The 18754-nt window shown below is 46.9% G+C and carries 13 protein-coding genes; 11 read left to right on the plus strand and 2 right to left on the minus strand.

Annotation, left to right across the window (positions count from 1 at the left end):
• Positions 1 to 18: 18 nt before the first annotated feature.
• Both dnaA and strainIA91_RS00010 read left to right on the plus strand, forming a co-directional pair.
• The gene (dnaA, locus tag strainIA91_RS00005; protein WP_400167028.1) at positions 19 to 1422 is read left to right on the plus strand and encodes a chromosomal replication initiator protein DnaA; all 1404 of its coding nucleotides are present in this window, start codon (positions 19 to 21) and stop codon (positions 1420 to 1422) included.
• Between the two features lie 191 nt (positions 1423 to 1613).
• Positions 1614 to 2003: a single-stranded DNA-binding protein gene (locus tag strainIA91_RS00010; protein WP_400167029.1), complete on the plus strand. Its 390-nt coding sequence runs from the start codon at positions 1614 to 1616 to the stop codon at positions 2001 to 2003.
• On the opposite strand, the gene strainIA91_RS00015 is transcribed toward strainIA91_RS00010, so the two are convergent.
• Positions 1994 to 3163: an SPL family radical SAM protein gene (locus tag strainIA91_RS00015; protein WP_400167030.1), complete on the minus strand. Its 1170-nt coding sequence runs from the start codon at positions 3161 to 3163 to the stop codon at positions 1994 to 1996. The two genes, strainIA91_RS00010 and strainIA91_RS00015, sit on opposite strands and share 10 nt — an antisense overlap.
• Entirely contained in the window at positions 3160 to 4092 is a 933-nt protein-coding gene (locus strainIA91_RS00020; protein WP_400167031.1) for a hypothetical protein, read from the minus strand. The genes strainIA91_RS00015 and strainIA91_RS00020 overlap by 4 nt, the downstream gene beginning before the upstream one ends.
• A 213-nt stretch (positions 4093 to 4305) precedes the next feature.
• On the opposite strand from strainIA91_RS00020, the gene strainIA91_RS00025 reads away from it, so the two are divergent.
• From strainIA91_RS00025 to strainIA91_RS00065, 9 genes are read left to right on the plus strand one after another with little or no spacing between them, the layout of a single operon-like run.
• On the plus strand, positions 4306 to 5595 hold the full coding sequence (locus strainIA91_RS00025; protein ID WP_400168270.1) for an MATE family efflux transporter: 1290 nt from the start codon (positions 4306 to 4308) through the stop codon (positions 5593 to 5595).
• A 57-nt stretch (positions 5596 to 5652) separates the two neighbouring features.
• Positions 5653 to 6255, plus strand: coding sequence for an XTP/dITP diphosphatase (locus strainIA91_RS00030; RefSeq protein ID WP_400167033.1), 603 nt, complete (start codon positions 5653 to 5655; stop codon positions 6253 to 6255).
• Positions 6256 to 6308: 53 nt separating this feature from the next.
• Positions 6309 to 12428, plus strand: a complete 6120-nt coding sequence (gene sprA, locus strainIA91_RS00035) for a cell surface protein SprA (RefSeq protein WP_400167034.1) — start codon at positions 6309 to 6311, stop codon at positions 12426 to 12428.
• The gene (locus strainIA91_RS00040) at positions 12425 to 13333 is read left to right on the plus strand and encodes a M28 family peptidase (RefSeq protein WP_400167035.1); all 909 of its coding nucleotides are present in this window, start codon (positions 12425 to 12427) and stop codon (positions 13331 to 13333) included. Before sprA ends, strainIA91_RS00040 begins: the two co-directional genes overlap by 4 nt.
• Positions 13334 to 14176: a 50S ribosomal protein L11 methyltransferase gene (locus tag strainIA91_RS00045; protein ID WP_400167036.1), complete on the plus strand. Its 843-nt coding sequence runs from the start codon at positions 13334 to 13336 to the stop codon at positions 14174 to 14176.
• A 14-nt stretch (positions 14177 to 14190) separates the two neighbouring features.
• Complete coding sequence (locus tag strainIA91_RS00050) at positions 14191 to 15345, plus strand: hypothetical protein (RefSeq protein WP_400167038.1); 1155 nt, start codon at positions 14191 to 14193, stop codon at positions 15343 to 15345.
• Positions 15342 to 16931 carry a WD40/YVTN/BNR-like repeat-containing protein gene (locus strainIA91_RS00055; RefSeq protein ID WP_400167039.1) on the plus strand — a complete coding sequence of 530 codons (1590 nt, stop codon included), beginning with the start codon at positions 15342 to 15344 and terminating at the stop codon, positions 16929 to 16931. The genes strainIA91_RS00050 and strainIA91_RS00055 overlap by 4 nt, the downstream gene beginning before the upstream one ends.
• On the plus strand, positions 16931 to 17869 hold the full coding sequence (locus tag strainIA91_RS00060) for a hypothetical protein (protein ID WP_400167040.1): 939 nt from the start codon (positions 16931 to 16933) through the stop codon (positions 17867 to 17869). Before strainIA91_RS00055 ends, strainIA91_RS00060 begins: the two co-directional genes overlap by 1 nt.
• Positions 17841 to 18710 (plus strand): hypothetical protein, encoded by an 870-nt coding sequence (locus strainIA91_RS00065; protein ID WP_400167041.1) that lies wholly within the window; start codon positions 17841 to 17843, stop codon positions 18708 to 18710. Before strainIA91_RS00060 ends, strainIA91_RS00065 begins: the two co-directional genes overlap by 29 nt.
• The last annotated feature ends 44 nt before the right edge of the window (positions 18711 to 18754 follow it).

Raw genomic sequence — 18754 nt, forward strand, 5'->3', positions numbered from 1 at the left:
TTGTCAATTGTGGATAAGATGGATTCTGAGATGCTGAAAAAGTGGGACGCTCTCCTTGAAGATTTGCAGAAGTATATTCCTACGCATAGCTACACATCATGGTTTTTACCCTTGCAGCCCGTATCCGCCAACGAACAGGTCCTTAGGATTTCTGCACCCAACCGGTTTCATTCTGAATATGTGGAGATGCACTACCGGGATGTTTTAAAAAAATGTATTAAAACGGTTTTCGGTAAAGATTTATTGGTGCAATTTACGATTGCAGAAAATTTACAGCAGGACATTTCATCTGAAAAATCCACACCGGGACCATCTCCCCGGCCTACAGTAACAGAAAGAAGTGACCGGGAAAACCTTCCGCCTCAAGAGTACTATGTTGAGGATCGTTACAGTCAGTTGAACGGAAGATACACCTTTGAAACTTTTGTGGAGGGTCCCCATAATCAGTTTGCTAAAGTAGCCAGCCGTGCCGTGGCGGAAGCCCCGGGCAATACGGCGTTCAACCCTCTCTTGATTTATGGGGGTACGGGGCTTGGGAAAACTCACCTTTTACAGGCCATCGGCCATTATGCCAGAACCCGGAACCCAAACCGGCGGGTGATTTATGTGTCCAGTGAAAAATTCATGGTCGATTTTATCACGGCAATCCGCAATAACCGCCTGAATGAGTTTGGTAATATTTATCGCAAGGCAGATCTGTTACTGGTGGACGACATTCAGTTTCTGGAATCCCGTGAAGGAACCCAGGAACAATTTTTTCACACGTTTAACGATTTGTATCAAAGGGGAAAGCAAATTGTCATCACGTCAGACAGAACCCCAAAAGAGTTAAAAGGAGTGGAGGAACGGCTGATTTCCAGGTTTTTGTCCGGATTAACCGTGGATATCCAGCCCCCGGATTTTGAATCCCGAATTGCCATTCTCCAGAAAAAGGCGGATATGGATCAGGTGGCAATTCCCCCGGAAGTGATAGAGTTTGTGGCACAAAATATTACGACCAACGTCCGTGAACTGGAGGGGGCCATGACCCGGATCTTTGCTTACAGTTCCCTTGCCCATACGGATGTTACGATCAATCTGGCAAAAAAGGTGATCAAAGATATTCTGGGAGTCCGGAAAACCCGCCACATTTCTATTGATATCATTCAAAGTGCCGTCTCTGATTATTACAAGGTTACAGAAAATGAACTGATGGGCAAAGGACGGAAACGGGAAGTGGCCCTGGCGCGTCAGGTGATCATGTTTCTGAGCCGTGAAATCAGCGGCATGTCGTTGAAAACTATCGGACTCCGTCTCGGCCGCAGGGATCATACAACCGTGATGCATGCATGCAATGTGATCGGCAAAAAAATTCGAGAAAACAAGGAATTTGCCCGTGAAATCGACGCCATCCGACACCAAATAGATCTGACGGCCGGCTAATCCTGTTGTTTGCAATCCCCCATGTGATAGATGACGCGTATCATTTACTCAGCAAAAGTTTTTTATTTAAAGCATTACAACATAGAATAAACCCTATATACATTTATTAAAATTATACTATAATATTGACATTTATTTTCTTCTTGTGTAAACTTGATGTAAGAAAGCTACAATGAAGCAAGGAGGTGTCTATGAACCGAAATTCAGCGAACAAGGTAATACTTGTCGGGTATTTGGGGAACCAGCCGGAGATGCGGTATACCCCCAATGACATTATGACCACCACATTCAACCTGGCGACAAATTTTTTTTGGCGGGATGAAGAGGGGGAATTTCAGGAGAGGACGGACTGGCACCGGGTGGTGGCATGGAGGAGTCTGGCTGAATACGCCAAAAGCCTGAAAAAAGGACAGTTGCTTTATGTAGAGGGCCGCCTCCAGTCTCGGGAGTGGACGGATAAAGATAACAACAAGCACTTTGTTACTGAAGTCATTGCAGAAACTCTTACGATGCTTGGAGCCCGTAAAAAAGGTGAAAGTGGCGGCAACGGAAACGATTCAGCCAAAAAAGATCAGGGTTGATTTCTGTGACGGGGTGTGTTGAAATGGAGGTAGTCATTTAAACGCGGTGGTTCGGTAAGCAGTCCCGGAAAGTGATGGTAGAGGTGGCGGGCAAACCAGTAGTCCAGTTCTCCATTACTGTCCGGGGCCTTGCCCGTGACGGCTCTCCATGTTTCTGCATCTTCCATGCAAAAATAGATAAACAGGTCCTGTCCGCCATATTTCCTTAGCATTTGATAAACATGGCGATACAGGTGGATACGCAGGGGTTTGAAATATCGTAATTTTCCATCCATGCCCCTTATCATCTCTGGATTTAATAATTGGGTGTCGGCAAAACGGTTCAGAATTTTTTCTTTCATATCGGGCGGAAAACGAAGCGTTCCCATGGATATCCACGCAATCTGGGAAGACGGTGCTACGTGAAACAACTGTTGAATGGTTGTCTCGTAGTCTTTTTCCCATGACGGGTAATCAAGGATTGGATCAAAATGAAAGGCAAGTTTATACCCGGCACGAACAGCAAGTTTCACGGCATTCAGGCGCCGGGGTAGTGACGCAGCGCCATGTTCTTCTGCCTGTATGACGGCCGGAGGATTAATAGACCAGGCCAAAATGGTTTTTCCTTTGTGATTTTCCTTTAACAGGGACTGAATCTGGTCGGATTTTGTTTTCAACTCTAAAATCATGTTCGGCGTATGAGCTGCAAAACGGATCAACGGCTGGGCAAAATGTCCTTCTTCGTTCAATGCAAGACTGTCTGCCAGTTCACCGGTTCCAATTCTAAAAAAACGCCGGGGCTCACGAGCCATTCGTTGACGTATCTGCTCAATCATTCGTTCTGTATCGGTAAACACCGTGAGATATGGATTGTTTAAATAGTATTGTAGAATGCAGTAGCTGCAGTTGAATGGGCAATTCATGGACTGGTTCAGGACCCAGTAATTACAACAGAGATACTCCTCTGATGTACCAGGACAGGGTTTAAAAATCTGCCCACGGCTTTCAGCCAAGAGGATCTTGTTTTTTATGACAGATTCCGTTTTGTACCCCGGCAGGAGATCTTCCGGTTTTTCTGCTGAGACACATTTTTCTACGGGATAAACACGCTTGAACTGCTGCAGGATCTCACCCTGAACCTTGTTCAGGACGATCAGTTTTTTTTTCTCGCCCTCCATCATAACTCGAGTCGCTCATTCAGCAGTTTTTTTATAGACTCCCTTACCTTTTCATACCAGGTTAAAAATTCTTCGGTGTCCTGTGGGTTTTGGATCGTGGCGATGATTTGTGTTCCGGGTTTTTCTCCATTTTTATCACACTGTACAGAGACAAAATGTGGAGGATTCAGCGCCTTCAACGCGTCATCCATTTTTTTTTCATATCTGCTTCGTAGCGGGTAACGAATTTCACGAATTCGCATAAAAACATGTTCCGCTTTTATTGGATCATTATGAAGTTCGTCCAGGAGAGTTTGTAGGATATTTCCAGCTGAGATCCCCTCACGCTTTTCGATTTCTGACAACATAATTATAGCTTGTTCAAGACGGTTCAGGCCAGGTATGATATTCAGCAGGGATACACATGCCTTCAGGTCGACGGCTTCACACATGGTTTTGATACGCCTGCCCGGTACGGTATGATCTGTAAAAAAACGGTTCCAAGCTTCCGGGAGATCTGTCAAATATGTATAAATTTTGTGATAATCCGCTCGATCCGGAAGGTTCAGGGCCCGTAAAATTTCCGCATCATCCCTTATGATATGGTTTTTTTTAAGCATTTGATATGCCGACACCTTTTCGATAAATGGAAGTGCACCTCTTGTATCCTGGTTCAAAACAAGAGCAAGGTGAGTTTTCCATGTAAGCTCTTTCTCCTCCAGCGTAACAGCCGGTACGGGAAAAGAAGACGGGAAGTGTTTGGATAATACGTGAATACGTTTAAATCCATCTATAATCAAGGGTGATTTATCCTTTATTAAAAGATACACCGGATCACAGAGACCGCTGTTTTTCATGGTGTGTGCCAGGCTTTCATCTGTCAGATACGTTCTGTACCGGAAATCGGTATTTTCCCTGTGGATGTGTTTTAAAGGAATGTGTGTCAGTTTCATCCCGAACTCCTTTCTCCGGAATTTACATAGAAGTCTGCCCTGACGTAACGGAACTTTCCGTGAAAGCTCTGAGAAATACGGTGGAATGATGTTAAATTCACCCACTTTTGCAAAAAATATGGATGTACAGTGCTGAGTAACAAAAAGAAAAATAAAGTCCGCGGCTTCATAAAAAATCCTCACCGGGCCCTCTGGCAACTTTCGGTACCCATCATGTTCGGAATGGCAGTACAAACGATATACAGCCTTGTTGATATGGTGTTTATCGGTCGTCTTGGCGGAGAGGCCATTGCAGCCCTTAGTTTTACCATGCCCTTGCTCTTTTTTGCCATAGGGATAACCTTCGGATTAGGCTCAGGGGTCACCAGTGTGATTTCACGTTTTTTGGGAGCAAACGCAAAAAAAGATGCGGATAACTCTGCAGAGCACGGAGTGCTGATGGGGATTGTCTTTGGGGTAATTCTCTCTGTTGGAGGTTATCTCCTCCGATATTCCATCTTTGAGTTCCTGGGTGCCACGCCGGAGATCATTCCACTGGCTGTGGACTATTTTTCCGTCATTGTTATGGGGTTTATTTTTCATATTATGAATGTTTTTTTTCGCTCCATTTTATCCGGCGAGGGGGACACGGTAACGCCCATTCGTTTTCAGATCGCCGGAACACTGCTGAATATGGTGCTGGATCCTCTTTTTATTTTCACCCTGAACCTGGGTATCCGCGGAGCGGCCCTGGCCACTATTTTAAGTCAGTTTATTGTGATGGTCCTCTTTCTTAATTATTTGTTTAAACGCAAACAATCCTACATTCACTTCAGGTTCAGTGAATTCCATTTTTCCTTTACACTCCTGAAAGAAATCTTTCGCATCGGCATTCCTGCATCTATGGCGATGATTATCATGTCACTGGGAGGAATGGTGTTTAACCGCCTGCTAATTCGTTTCGGCGGAGAGGCTGTGGCGGCTTTCGGTATTGCCCGAAATCTGGATCAGGTTTTCTTTTTACCCATTATGTCAATGGCAAACGGGATGGTTACTCTGGCCGGTATGTTTTACGGTGCCGGAGAGTATAAGAAGATCCGGAAGACCTGGTATTATGCCATATCACGGGGAATATTCATTGCCACAACCATTGGTGTTATTTTTTATCTGGGTGCTCCTTATATCTACAGAATATTCAGCTCTGAAAAGGAAATCCTGAGTATTGCCATCCAGTATACACGCCTGATTGTCTTTATTTATCCGTTTATTGTCATCTCCATGATTTCCGGGAGAATATTCCAGGGACTTGGTCGCGGGCTCCCCGGATTAATTCTCACGTCTCTCAGAGTTGTGTTTATCAGCATATTGTTTGCCATCTTTTTTGTGATTTATTTGGAGAAGCCCCTCCATTATATCTGGTATTCCAACATGATTTCATCGGTTTTAGCCGGCTCACTTGCCTTTGTATGGTTGCGATTTCACCTCCGCCGGCTGGAAGAAAGCCGTGCGCGGCTCATCATGTGATATGTTGAGTTCTATTTAAAGTCGTAGTATATTTTACTCTGTTTAAAAATGGATGCTATGAAACTCGTGCTTGCCACACACAACAAAGATAAAATTTCAGAACTTCAAGCAGTCCTGAAAGACGAACAGGTTTCTATTTTGACCTGCGATGATTTTCCCGGGATGCCAGATGTTATCGAAGACGGAGAGACCCTGGAAGAAAATGCCCTGAAAAAGGCAAGGGAAATCCATCAATATACCCAATTGCCGGTTCTGGCAGATGATACCGGACTGGAAGTCTCGGCCCTGGGAGGTGCACCGGGTGTAAAATCTTCCCGGTATGCCGGAGAGCATGCAAGCTATGCGGATAACGTAGCAAAATTATTAAAAGAAATGTCACAGATCCCCAAGGAACAAAGAGAAGCCCGCTTTCGTACAGTTATGGTGTATCTGGATGACAGATATCAAATGATGACTGAAGGTGAAGTGACGGGACAAATTCTCGAAGAGGTCTGTGGGGACGGAGGATTCGGTTATGACCCGGTGTTTTACTATCCGCCTTTTAAAAAAACCTTTTCGGAGTTGACACTCCAGGAGAAAAATAACATCAGTCACCGAGGACAGGCACTTTTGACAATGATAAAAATCCTAAGAGAAAACCATATACTCACGGAGGTGTGATCAGACTATTTGTTACAGGTTGTGAACGATAACAAAACCGGACATTGATGATCGTGGTAAAAAAACGGATTTTCCGGGTCCTCCTCAGTCTGATCACCGCATCTGTCTTATGGGCCCAATCACCATCTCCCGATGCAAATATACGTTTCACCTATGAGTGGAAACCGTCTGGTATTATGCCCCTTATTTATTCAGAACCGAGTGGATTTGACCGCCTGAAACCCAATCCGGATATGCCATTGCGTTATTCATTTCCTGTTTCCCTTCCAGGCTTGCGGGTTGTTCGCGAAGTTGCCGGTGAAGGCGAACTTCTTAAACAATATGAATCCAAAAATGATATCATGATTCGCAAACCGGTTGTCGCATCATTCGACAGCTTTTATGAAGAAATGAAAACGGCCAAAACACGGGAAATCTGGCAGAAGGAAATCGCCTCAAAATTCGATCAGAAAGAGGAAGGTAAACAGGAAACCAGTATCGAAATCATCGGAGCGGATATTGCCGGCCAGCGGGTTTCCCTCCGTGTCAGCGGAAATATCAGCATTTCGGGAAAACTCTCCCAACGGGATCAATCCAACCAGGTTACAAGCTATCAGCAGACGAAAACCACCAGCTTTATTATGGACCAGGAACAAAATTTTACCATCGAAGGCCGGGTGGGTGACCGTGTCAGTATCAAGGTGGATCAGGACAGTCAGCGGGATTTTAATTTTGAAAATACCCTGCGGATTCATTATACAGGCAAAGAAGATGAAATTATACAGAGAATTGAAGCCGGGAACATTTCACTCTCTCTTCCGGGGACCAATTTTGTCAAGGGGCAGGCAAACGCTACAGGGCTTTATGGCATCAAAGCGCTGATGAAATTTGGTCCACTGGATGTGACTGCCATTGCGTCGGTGGAAGAGGGACAAAATAAAAAAGTAAAATGGGGTGGTGGCAGCGAAAGTGAACCGGTGATCATTCAGGATTATGAGTATATTCGACGAAAATACTTCTATATCAGCGACATTTACCGGCAAAACATGTATCCCCTGGATGATCAGGCACGTTTTATGATCCGTCGCCGGATTACACAATTTGAACTTTATAAGCAGGTTCAGCCCCAGGAAGAAGGAGCTTTTATGGCGACGGCGTGGGTTGACCCGCGGGATACAACCCAGTACGAATCGTGGGCGGAACGGAATTTTTACTTCAAGCGGATGGAAGAGGGGAAAGATTATATCCTGGATGAAAACCTGGGATATTTCAAAATGCTGACATCCGTCAATATGGGAGATGTCTTGGCCATTGCATACAGTGACACAACGCAAAAGGCCGGTGATCCCAATCCGGTGATTACAGAAGGTGATCTGGTAGCGACAGGTGAATATCCAAAAAATTTGAAATTGATTAAGCCCGTCAATCCCCGGCCCGAGCATCCCACCTGGGATCTGGAATTTAAAAATGTATACTATCTGGGGACTCGTAATATTGAACAAGAGGGTTTTGAGCTGAAAATTTATTACGATGGAGGAAATGCGCCACAGGAACGTCACGCAGATGGCACACCCTATATCCGGATGTTTGGTTTGGACCGACAGGATGAAAATGGGGTATTCGGGCAGCATGATGATCAGGTCGATTTGAATGCCAATTTTCTCAATCTTACGGAAGGGGAACTCATGATTCCCTACGTTCGCCCCTTTACTTCAGAAGAAGCTGCCTGTTCCGGGGATCCCCAATGTTTTGACGGAAAATATAACCCCAGTCTTCCTGCTGATTTTTCCTCTACAGCGCTGTACGATACAACCACCAACAACAATGCCCATGCCACGGAACACAAATTCTTTATCGAAGTGAAATACAGTAACCGCAGCGAAGTCATCGAACTGAAAGATTTTATGATCATTGAAGGCAGTGAGGAAATTACAGCCAATCAGGTAAAGCTGGTACGGGGTATTGATTATGAAATCGATTATTTTACCGGCCGGATTGTGCTGAAAAGTGATGTGGCCCGGAACCCAAATGCAGAACTGGATATTTCCTATAATTCCCGCCAGGTTTTCCAGTTGGATAAAAAAATCATTGCCGGAACCCGAGCAGAATATCGTTTTGGAGATAAAAGGCAGAATTTCCTGGGCGGGACCTTTATGTATTTCAACAAATCTTCAATTGATGATCAGGTGCGCGTAGGTGAAGAACCATACCGAAACCTGATCTGGGATATCAACGGGGAATACCGGAAAGATCTGGACTGGCTGACCCGGGGGCTGAACAAACTGCCTTTGATCAATACAAGCGGCAACAGCTATATTCACCTCTCGGGAGAAATCGCCCAGATTATCCCCAACCCGAATACGATTTCCAACAAAGAAACCGGTGATGTGAACGGAGTGGCCAATATAGATGATTTCGAAGGATCCAAAAGGGTTACTTCACTGGGGGTTGAACGCCGTGGATGGCGGATGGCAAGCCCGCCGGTAGATGATTTTTTCCGGTTTCAGTATCCCAACAACGGTTTCCTTTTCTGGTACAACCCCTACAACGATGTTCCCACCAACAGCATTTGGCCCAACCGGGAAGTAAGCGCCAACAAACAAAATGACGTCACACGCGTTCTTACCATGGTTCTCGATCCCTACATTGAAAATGTCACCGGCGATTCCCTGATTACCGACGAAACCCCCTGGGTCCCGGAAAATTCCTGGGGCGGCATGATGAAAGCCCTTTATTCAGGTGCCTTTGACCAATCCCAAAGTAAGTATATCGAAGTCTGGGTAAAGGGGAAAAAAGGGAAGTTGCGTATTGATCTGGGAAAAATTTCTGAGGATCTCAATATCACCCCCAATATCACGGATGGGAAACCTGTGCAAAACGGGAAACTGGATACAGAGGATAAACCGGAAGCCGGATTCGTAGTGGGGAATGGTATCATTGATGAAGGTGAAAATATCGGCCTGAACGGATTAACAGACGAGGAAGAAGCCCTCCTGGATTGGGACCCCATGATGGATAATTACGAGTTTGAACCCGGAGAAGAAAAATATCGCTGGATAAACGGGACCGAAGGAAATGAAGACGAGTCGGGACATATTCCCGACACAGAGGATATCAATAATAATGGTCGCCTGGATGTTTCCAATGATTATTTTATTTATGAGCTGGATCTGGAGGATCCCGGTTCGCCCTACTATGTGACAGAAACCCGCTTTACGGATCTTCCCGGAAGTCCCAAAACCGGCTGGCGCCTGTACCGCATTCCCCTGGCGGATACACTGGAAACGGTGAACAATCCGAGCATGACGGAAATTGAGTTCGTCCGCCTGGTTTATGCCGGTGTGACCTCACAGGATACCGTACAAATTGCTTCCATCGGCCTGGTGGGAAATGAGTGGCAGGAAAAAGGCGTTGCTGCCATCATGGATTCAACACAATTTAAAAGAGATGATGATGTTTTTTCAATCACGGTTGTGAATACCGATGACAATCCCGAGTACTATTCCCCGGATGGTGTACAGGGAAAGCTGGACAGGATTTACAATATCCGTTCAAAAGAACAGTCTCTGGCCCTCAAACATCTGGACCTTCCCCCGCAACACATGACAGCTGCCCGTAAACAGTTGTACCAGAGTGAAAACTATATCCTGTACAACCGGATTAAAATGTTTATCCATGGAGATGACCGCCATCCGCTGGATGAAAAACAGGTGGATTTTTATCTTCGTCTGGGGAGGACCACTTCCGAGACAGATTATTATGAAATCGTGACCCCCGTCTATGCCGGATGGGATAAGAGAAATACAATCAATGTGGATTTTAAGACTCTAACACAATTAAAATTGTTGAATCAAGCCACAATTCCTGACACGCTTTCCTATCATATTTCGGCTGACGGACAGGTCCGGGAATTTCACGAACTGGATGAAAATCAAAATCCGACCGGCCGGATTTACCGGGTGGTCGGAGATCCTTCCCTGGCGCGTATTGATCAATTTATCATCGGGGTCATCAATGATTCACCCGATTATTATACAGGAGACATCTGGATTAATGAACTTCGGGTGAGTGACCCCAAGCGGGAGAGGGGGTTGGCATTCCGGGGAAGTGCCAATCTGAGCCTGGGAGATGTTTCCACGATCCGGGTCAATTCAAAATTTCAGGAAGCCGAATTCCATGAAGTAGATCAGAAAAATCCCTTTGAAGGTGGAACCCAGAATTTATCCGATTCCAGACAATTTGATGTTGTTTATACTTTCAATACACACGAGTTATTACCCAAAAAGTGGAATCTGAGAATTCCCGTGACGCTCTCATTTTCTGAGTCAGAACAGGTGCCCAAATATTCTCCCGGTAGTGATATACTCCTTACAGATGTCCCGGATAGCTTAATTACATCGGCTACCCGGAAGAGTCTTCAGACCTCCTTCAATAAAAACTCCAAATCTGATTTTTTCCTCACCCGGTGGACCGTAGACCGAACCTCCCTCAGTTTTACCATGACAGATAATTTCAGCAAAGACCGGTTTACACAGGAAAAAAGCGCCCAAACCTACCAGGGTAAAGTGTCATATAGCGCACAGCTCCAAAAAGACAAAGGGATCCCATACCTTGCGTGGATGCCCCTGATCGGAAAACATTTTAATGAAAGTCGACTGTACTGGAAACCCTCGTTAGTTAAATATGATATCAGCACGACAGAGAATATTTCAAAAAACACCCCCTGGTCCGGAGAAACAGTTCCTAATCATACCTGGACCATGAAACGGCAGTTTACGTTGAACTATAACCCTACAGATAAAATCGCGTTGAAATACAATCGTACAGCAGATGCGAACTACCGTGATTACCTGTCCCAGAAACTGGATGTGTTGAAAGAATTTTCCCCGGGCGAGGTCACGAACATTACAGAAGGGCTGAACGCCACTTTCTCACCGGAATTTACATCCTGGCTGAAGCCCAGCTTTACCTATGGCTCTACGTTCACCCAAAACGAACCCTTATCCCGAAACTATGCCAACGTGGGAAATACCCGATCTCTCAGTGGAAGCTTGAACCTGAATCTTCGTTCAATCTTCTCAGAAAAAGGACGATCTTCTACACCGGCCAAAAGTCCGGCAGCACGGCGTCCCCAACGCCAACAAGCCACCCAGCCCCGGGAAACAGAGGATCGGGAACCGGAAGAAGAAGAAAAGAAAACACTCAACCTGTCACCTAAAAAACTCTTTTTAGGTTTTATCAAAAATCTTTCACCCATATCCATTCGGGCTTCTGAAACCCGGCGCCTGAGTCATAACGGATTGGTGCTGGGTGACAGTACAGAGCAGAAATCCCCGAACTGGGCATATCGCTACGGATTTTCCGATACACCCGGCGATTCCATTGCCCTGGATCAGGTGGGACAGAATTACCGGGGTTTGAATATTACACGTAATTTGAATCTCCAAAGTGGATACCAGCTGACCAAACGGATTTCCACCACCTTTGATTTTGCCCTGTCGTCTACCACTAATGAGGCCGGGGTAAATCTCACCGAAACTTTTACACAGAACTTTTTCCCCCTCGGCGCCGAAGGGCGCTCCGGTTTTCCCCTGCCGGGATGGTCTGTGCGGTGGACCGGCTTGAATACGATGAAATTCTTAAGCAAGTATACGACCAATGTCACACTGGAGCACCGATATGCCGGGAAAGAGATGGTGCAATATCAAAATAATGAAGAAAAAAGTTCAACCTATACCCATGAGTACCAGCCCCTGATCGGACTGACGATCGCATTGAAAAACGGACTCCGTTCCACAACCCGGTGGACCCGGAGCCTGGATATCCGGAATACGGAAGCAGATACCAAAAGGACTTTTACCGATAATGCCTCTTTAACCTTTGCATATAACCATAAAGGTGGCTTATCCATCCCCCTGCCCTTCATGGAGCGGGTGAATCTCCAGAATTCCATGGACATTTCAGCTACCTTTACATACAGCAATCAGAAAACACTGCAGCGAAGAGGTGATGTGGAAAAATTTGCCGAGATGGACCGGCGCCAGAGCTGGGTTTTTCAACCGGAGCTCAGTTATCAGTTCTCACGGAATATTAATGGGGCCGCCTGGTTTATGTACAGTGAAACAAAGAGTAAAATGCCCACGCGGATTTCCCGGGATTTCGGTATTAAAGTTAACATAAGGATTCGGGGATGAAAAGCGCCTTGAAATGCCTGATGGGGCTTCTGTTCAGCTGTTTGCTGTTACCTGCAGCCACGCCGTCCTTTGATGGCAATCTTGCTTTTACGTACCTTACGATTCAAACTGATATGGGGCCGCGGAATCCCGGAAGCCGGGGACATGCTACTTGTATTCAATGGCTATCAGAAACAGGTGAAAAATGGGCGGATACTGTTGTTACACAAGAGTTTACCGGATATAATCCCTACGGGCCCAATGACGTTTCCCTCACCAATGTTATATATCGCTTTCAGCCGAAAAATCCGGACAGAGTTATGTTATCAGCCCATTTTGACACACGACCGGTGGCCGATTTAGACCGATTTCGCAGGAGTGAGCCGATTCCGGGAGCCAACGATGGGGCCAGCGGAGTGGCTGTTCTGATCCATCTTGCTCAAATTCTTGCTCAATTCCCTCCGGCCGTTGGTGTGGATATCGCTTTTTGGGATGGTGAAGATATGGGCCGCCCCGATTACCCTGAGGAGTTTTGTCAGGGAAGCCGCTATTACAGCCAACATCCCCTGCAACCGGTTCCACACAAAGGAATTTTGATCGATATGATCGGAGATTCGGAACTCCAGATATTCTATGAAATGTATTCCCTGCGTTTTGCACCCGGTCTGGCAAAAGAGATCTGGAATACGGCTATAAAGTCAGGATATGCAGATGTGTTTATCCCCAAATACGGCCCGATGGTCTATGATGACCATGTTCCCCTGTCGGAAGGAGGTATACCTACCGTGAACATTATTGATTTTCAATATCCAAATGCCCGGCAGAATTATTGGCACACCCATGAAGATACACCGGATAAATGCGCTCCGGAAAGCCTCCAGTGTATCGGGGATGTCCTGCTGATGTGGCTTTATGGACAGGAATAAATGATGACAAAAAAAGGTTATGCAAAAATCAGTCTGCCCCCCCACGACACGATTCAGGAAGCGTTAGAACGGGATTTTCTGGAAACAGGTCGCATCCGGGCCGTGGAAATCAATCCGACGGCTCTTGTGATTTGGGACGCCTGGGAATCGAGTGAAGCATTGATGAAAAGCCTGAAGGATCATTTCCCGGATGTTCCCATTGAGCGGGAATTTGTCCCCGACCAGGATTGGAACCTGACATGGATCGAAGGTTTTAAACCCCTGAAAATTGGAGATTTGTGGATTACACCTCCCTGGCACCGACAGACAATTCCTCCGGAAGAGCCGATGGTCTGCATCAATCCAGGCTCTGCTTTTGGAACAGGTACCCACGAATCCACGCAATTGAGCCTCATGATGCTTCAAAAATATGTTAGACCGGGTCAATCGGTTCTGGATCTGGGATGTGGGTCGGGTATCCTCTCGATTGCTGCCGCTCTGCTGGGGGCTTCTCCTGTCGTAGCCTGTGACGCGGATCCCCAGATTGAGACCAATATTCGTGAAAATATTGAATTGAACGGCAATCCTCCGGTTGACTGGAAGGTACAGGATGTTTTTCAACTGAAAAGCTATGCCTGCGATTGGGCTATGATTAATATCCAAAAACCCGTTATATTCCCCCTTCTTGAAAAATTTTCCAACCTGCCTGCGGATGAAAAAGCGAATCATCTGATTTTAGCCGGTTTGATGATTGAAGATGAAAAGGACCTGGTCCGCCTTTTGACGGAAGCAGGATACAAGGTGCTAGAGAAACAAACAGACGGAGATTGGCTTGCCGTCTGCGCAACCAAAAATGTGTTATGATAAGATTTCCATACATGAAATACGTAATGCTGCTTCTTTTCTTACTGGCGATGCGATGCGGTCCTGAAATTCCCCTTTCGCCTGAGGGTGAGGGAGAGTCTGACGGCCTTACCCTCAGCGCCGCTCTTGTCAACTATCGGGCATCCCTGGGACAGTTGCATCTTCGGGTACGGGTTGAACACGACATCTCTTCTGAGGACATCGATGTGTATTCGGATGTTTTCAAACCGGATGATGACTCGCTCTGGTTTTCCACCCCTCTTTATGATAAAGGGGAAAACGGGGACCAGATCGCCGGGGATGGATACTATAGCATTACTCTGGATTCAGCCCTTTCCGATACCCTCAGCGGTGATTTGGTGTCCCTTTTCTGGGCTGTGGCAGGGAATGACACTTCAGATACCGTCAGTGCCATGACCTCGTTACAGGCTAATGATCCGCCGATTATCCTCTCTGTGTGGGCACCGGATACGATTATGCGGCCCGACCCGGGAGAAGAAGATACCCTGGTTGTGGAAGCAGAGGTCACGGACCCGGATGGCCTGAAGGATATTGTCGCTGTGTTCTTTGAGGTCCGTGATGATGAAGATACTACCCGGTGGAATTCAAATTCACTTTTCGTGCTGAATGATGCCGGAATCGGAGCAGACCGGATTTCCGGTGACGGGATTTTTGCCACGTCTCTTATCATCTCGTCGGAAAATCAGCTGACAGACAATATTTTCCGTTATTATGCCCTGGATTATGCGGGAAATATCAGTCCTTATGTAAAAGATACGATTACGGTCTATAAAAATTATATCCCCCAAATTTTGAATTTCTTCCTTTCGTCTTCTTCTCAAATCGTAAGGCCATCTACCGGCTCGGAAGGAGATAGCCTGTTGTTTTACATTCAGGCGGATGATGGGAACGGCCTCGAGGATATCACATCGGTCAGCCTCCAACGCCGCAATCCCGGCGGAAATACAACCGTACAGTCACATCCACCGGCCTACGATGACGGACTTCATGAAGATTTTTCTCCTGACGATGGATGGTATACCATCAAAGCCGGGTTTTCACCGGATGATGAACTGGGCACTTATTTTTATCGAGCCCGGGTGGAAGATGGTTATGGAAATCGGGTGTTAAGTGCTGATTCTGTTGAAGTTACATTGGTGAGCGAATGAGAGGAAAAACAACAATCCAGCGGACTTTGGTTCTTTTGCTCCTGTGGATCACCGGTGCAATGGCCACACCCTGGACGGTAGCCGGACATTATTCACTGAATGATTCTCTGGTCTACGAAGGCCTGGGATCAAACGGGATTAGTGGAATCCTTTTCCTGGATGACTCTACCTATTTTTTTTCTACGGGTTATGGTTTATCTGTGACCACCGATGCAGGAGAAACATTTTACAGTTATTACAACAACCCCATGGCTGTCCGCTATGGCGGGGTGACATCCATGACCTCTCTTGGGCAACATCTTTGGGTGGCAACGGCTTTTGACAGTGCCGGTGTGGATGAAAGCGCAGCCACAGGCAATGGTATCAGCTACAGCCCCGACGGAGGATTCAGTTGGATTCAATACCCCCAGATGACCGATCATCCCGATTCGGACTTTGTTCTTTTATACGGAGATACGCTGAAAGCTCTGCCCACAACCGTTCCCATAGATAACCTGACCTATGACATGGCCGTTCATGTGAATACGGATGGAGATACTCTGCTGTGGGCCACCAGCTTTGCCGGAGGCACCCGGGTCAGCCGGGATTTGGGCCAAACCTGGAAACGGGTGGTGCTGCCACCGGATAACATGGACGTCCTGAATGAAGAAAGCCCCCGGAATTTCCAACTGAGTCCTGTAGACCGACCGGATCTGGGCATGACGGGCAATTATAACCACCGGGCCTTCTCTGTCGTGGCACGACGAGATACGGTCGCTATCGGAACGGCTGGCGGTGTGAACCTGTCTACAGATTCCGGCAAAACCTGGCGTCGGTATACAGCGCAAAATTCTGACTTAAGCGGCAACTTTATCGTAGCCCTCCATTTGGGGCAGGATGGAACCCTGTACGCTGCGGCCCTGCCGGCGGTGGGTGCAGGAGAATTCCAAAGCCTTAGTTATACGGTCAAAGGAACCTTTGGTGCCCTTCACTGGGAAAACACCTTACGTGATAAACGGCTTTATAATGTCTCTACTTGGAAAGATCAGGTGTTTGCCGCCACTGCGACGGGTTTGTGGGTATCCGGCGATGGCTGGAACTGGATTCCCATGCACGATCCCAAAGATTTTTCCTCCGGTGACCAGCTTTATTCTGATGAAATCTATACGGCTTCCGTTGATCCCCTTGAACGCTTATGGGTAGGTACCGGCGATGGACTGGCCGTAACAGAGGATAATGGCCTTAACTGGCGGATAATACGAAAGGTTGCAACCATTGGACCAGCCGGGGATTTGAACATTTCTGTCTATCCGAACCCCTTTTCTCCCGGCAGAATGAATGTATATGAAGGAGAAGGCCACGTCCGGTTCCACGTGTTGATTCCGGAAGAAGGAACCCTCTCCCTGGATGTTTTTGATTTTGGCATGACTCGAGTAAAAACCATCCTTCAGGAAGCCCTTGTATTTCCCGGTGAAAAGGATTTTACCTGGAATGGCAAAAACGGCCTGAACGACATGGTGGCAAACGGAACCTATTTTGTCCGGGCCGTATTTCATGGTCGGGGGACGGAACAGGCGGCCTGGACTAAAGTGATTATTCTGGAGTAATGATGAGAAGGAAATCCGTCATATTGCAGGGACTTCTATGGACTACGATTTTGGCCCTGTCCTTATCCGCTGCCCCCAGACGGGAAGCCGGTGGTTACGCCGGGACTTATCTCAGGATGCCCTTATCCGCCCGTTCAGCAGCCCTGGGGAATGCCGTTGGCGCGTTGATGGAAACACCGGAAGCCTTTACAGAAAATCCAGCCCTTCTGGGTCATCTCTCTAAGCGCCATTTTGGTTCGTCATTTCAGTTTCTTAGCCTGGATCGCTCATTGCACATGCTTAATGTGACGATTCCCGTTCCGCCAACAGCCGGCCTGGCCATTGCCTGGGTTCATGCAGGCGTAGGCAATATTGAAGAACGAAATTTTGCCAATGAGATGACCGGAGAACTTCAAACATCCCAGGATGCCCTCTATGTCGGGTTTGCAAACCGGATCTGGAAAAGTCTGAGCATCGGCGTTAATACCAAAATCTTTATGGATCAGCTTCCGGACGTCACAGCGACCGGTTTTGGACTGGATGTGGGTGCTTTTTATGCTCCCTTTGATTTTCTTTCCCTGGGGTTTTCCGTCAAAGACATAAACAGTAAAATCAATTGGAATACAAAAGATATTTATGAATTCGGTTCACAGCGCACCGATACCTATCCCACGCTGTACCAGCTATCCGTTGCACTTCAATTCAATCATCAGGTTTTTATTACAGCGGCTTACCGGGGAAGTGTTGATATCTTCCCTACTTTTCACGCCGGGATGGAGGTTCATGCCGGAGATCATCTGGCCATTCGGGGTGGTGTGGATAACCGAATGCCGGTTTTGGGACTCAGCACCCGGTATCCGGTGTGGGGACATATTGAAACCCGCATCGATTATGCCTTTCTCTTTGGACGATATAATGAAGGAATCAGCCATGCCTTTTCGTGGATCTTTACGTTTTAAAGCAATCATTTCCCTTTCAGTTTTGTGTCTGGGATCCCTCCTCTATGCCGGATCCGGCCTGACCGTTCTCTCTTTGCCGGAAGATCCGGTAAATGGATGGTATGCCTCGTCTCCTGGAGGACTTTCCAATGCCGTATCACAGCCGGTTTTTCTTCCGGATGAACCTGTTTCCTGGCATGGCATGCATGGATTCTGGATGTTTGATTCACCCTATTCCCGGATAACGGGAGGAACCCGAAAATTTTTTGGTGGCGCATCTTTTTTGAAAACCGATGGCATTGAAATCCGGACGGACGTGGCACAGGAAGAACCGATTGGTGAAACCGGATATTATAATGGAACACTTTTTGCCGGCAGGGAGTGGGTTATCTCACAGGATTTACGCGTGGGTACCACAGCCCAGCTGGTGTTTGAACGCTTATATCATGCATCCGCACTGGGTGGCGCCCTGAACCTTTCCACCGCATGGCGGGTTCATGAATTCGCCATGCTGACAGCCGGTGTCCGAAACCTGGGTAAAATGCAGGACTTATATACATCTGCAACTCCTCTGCCTCTGGACGTTTACACAGGTTTTTCCGCCGGAATAAAGGGACTCCGGGCCGGCCTTTCCCTTCACCTCGACGATGAAGCTGATGTCTATGGCACCGGTTTAATCCGATATGACATGAAGGGTGTCTTTTCAGCAGGGCTTTCTTATTCCGGTCTAAATAACAGCTGGCATCTCGGCGGAAATCTTCATTATAAGCAGTTCCGTTTCGGGGCTGGACAGTTTTTTATGCAGGACCAGATTGCCTATCCCGTGGTTCTGAGCATTGCTTATATACCAGGAATCAACTGATTCGATAAAATGTCTCTGTAATACGGACAGGAGAATCTGTAAAT

It is taken from the genome of Candidatus Neomarinimicrobiota bacterium (genome assembly GCA_041154365.1).
GTDB lineage: Bacteria > Fidelibacterota > Fidelibacteria > Fidelibacterales > Fidelibacteraceae > Fidelibacter > Fidelibacter multiformis.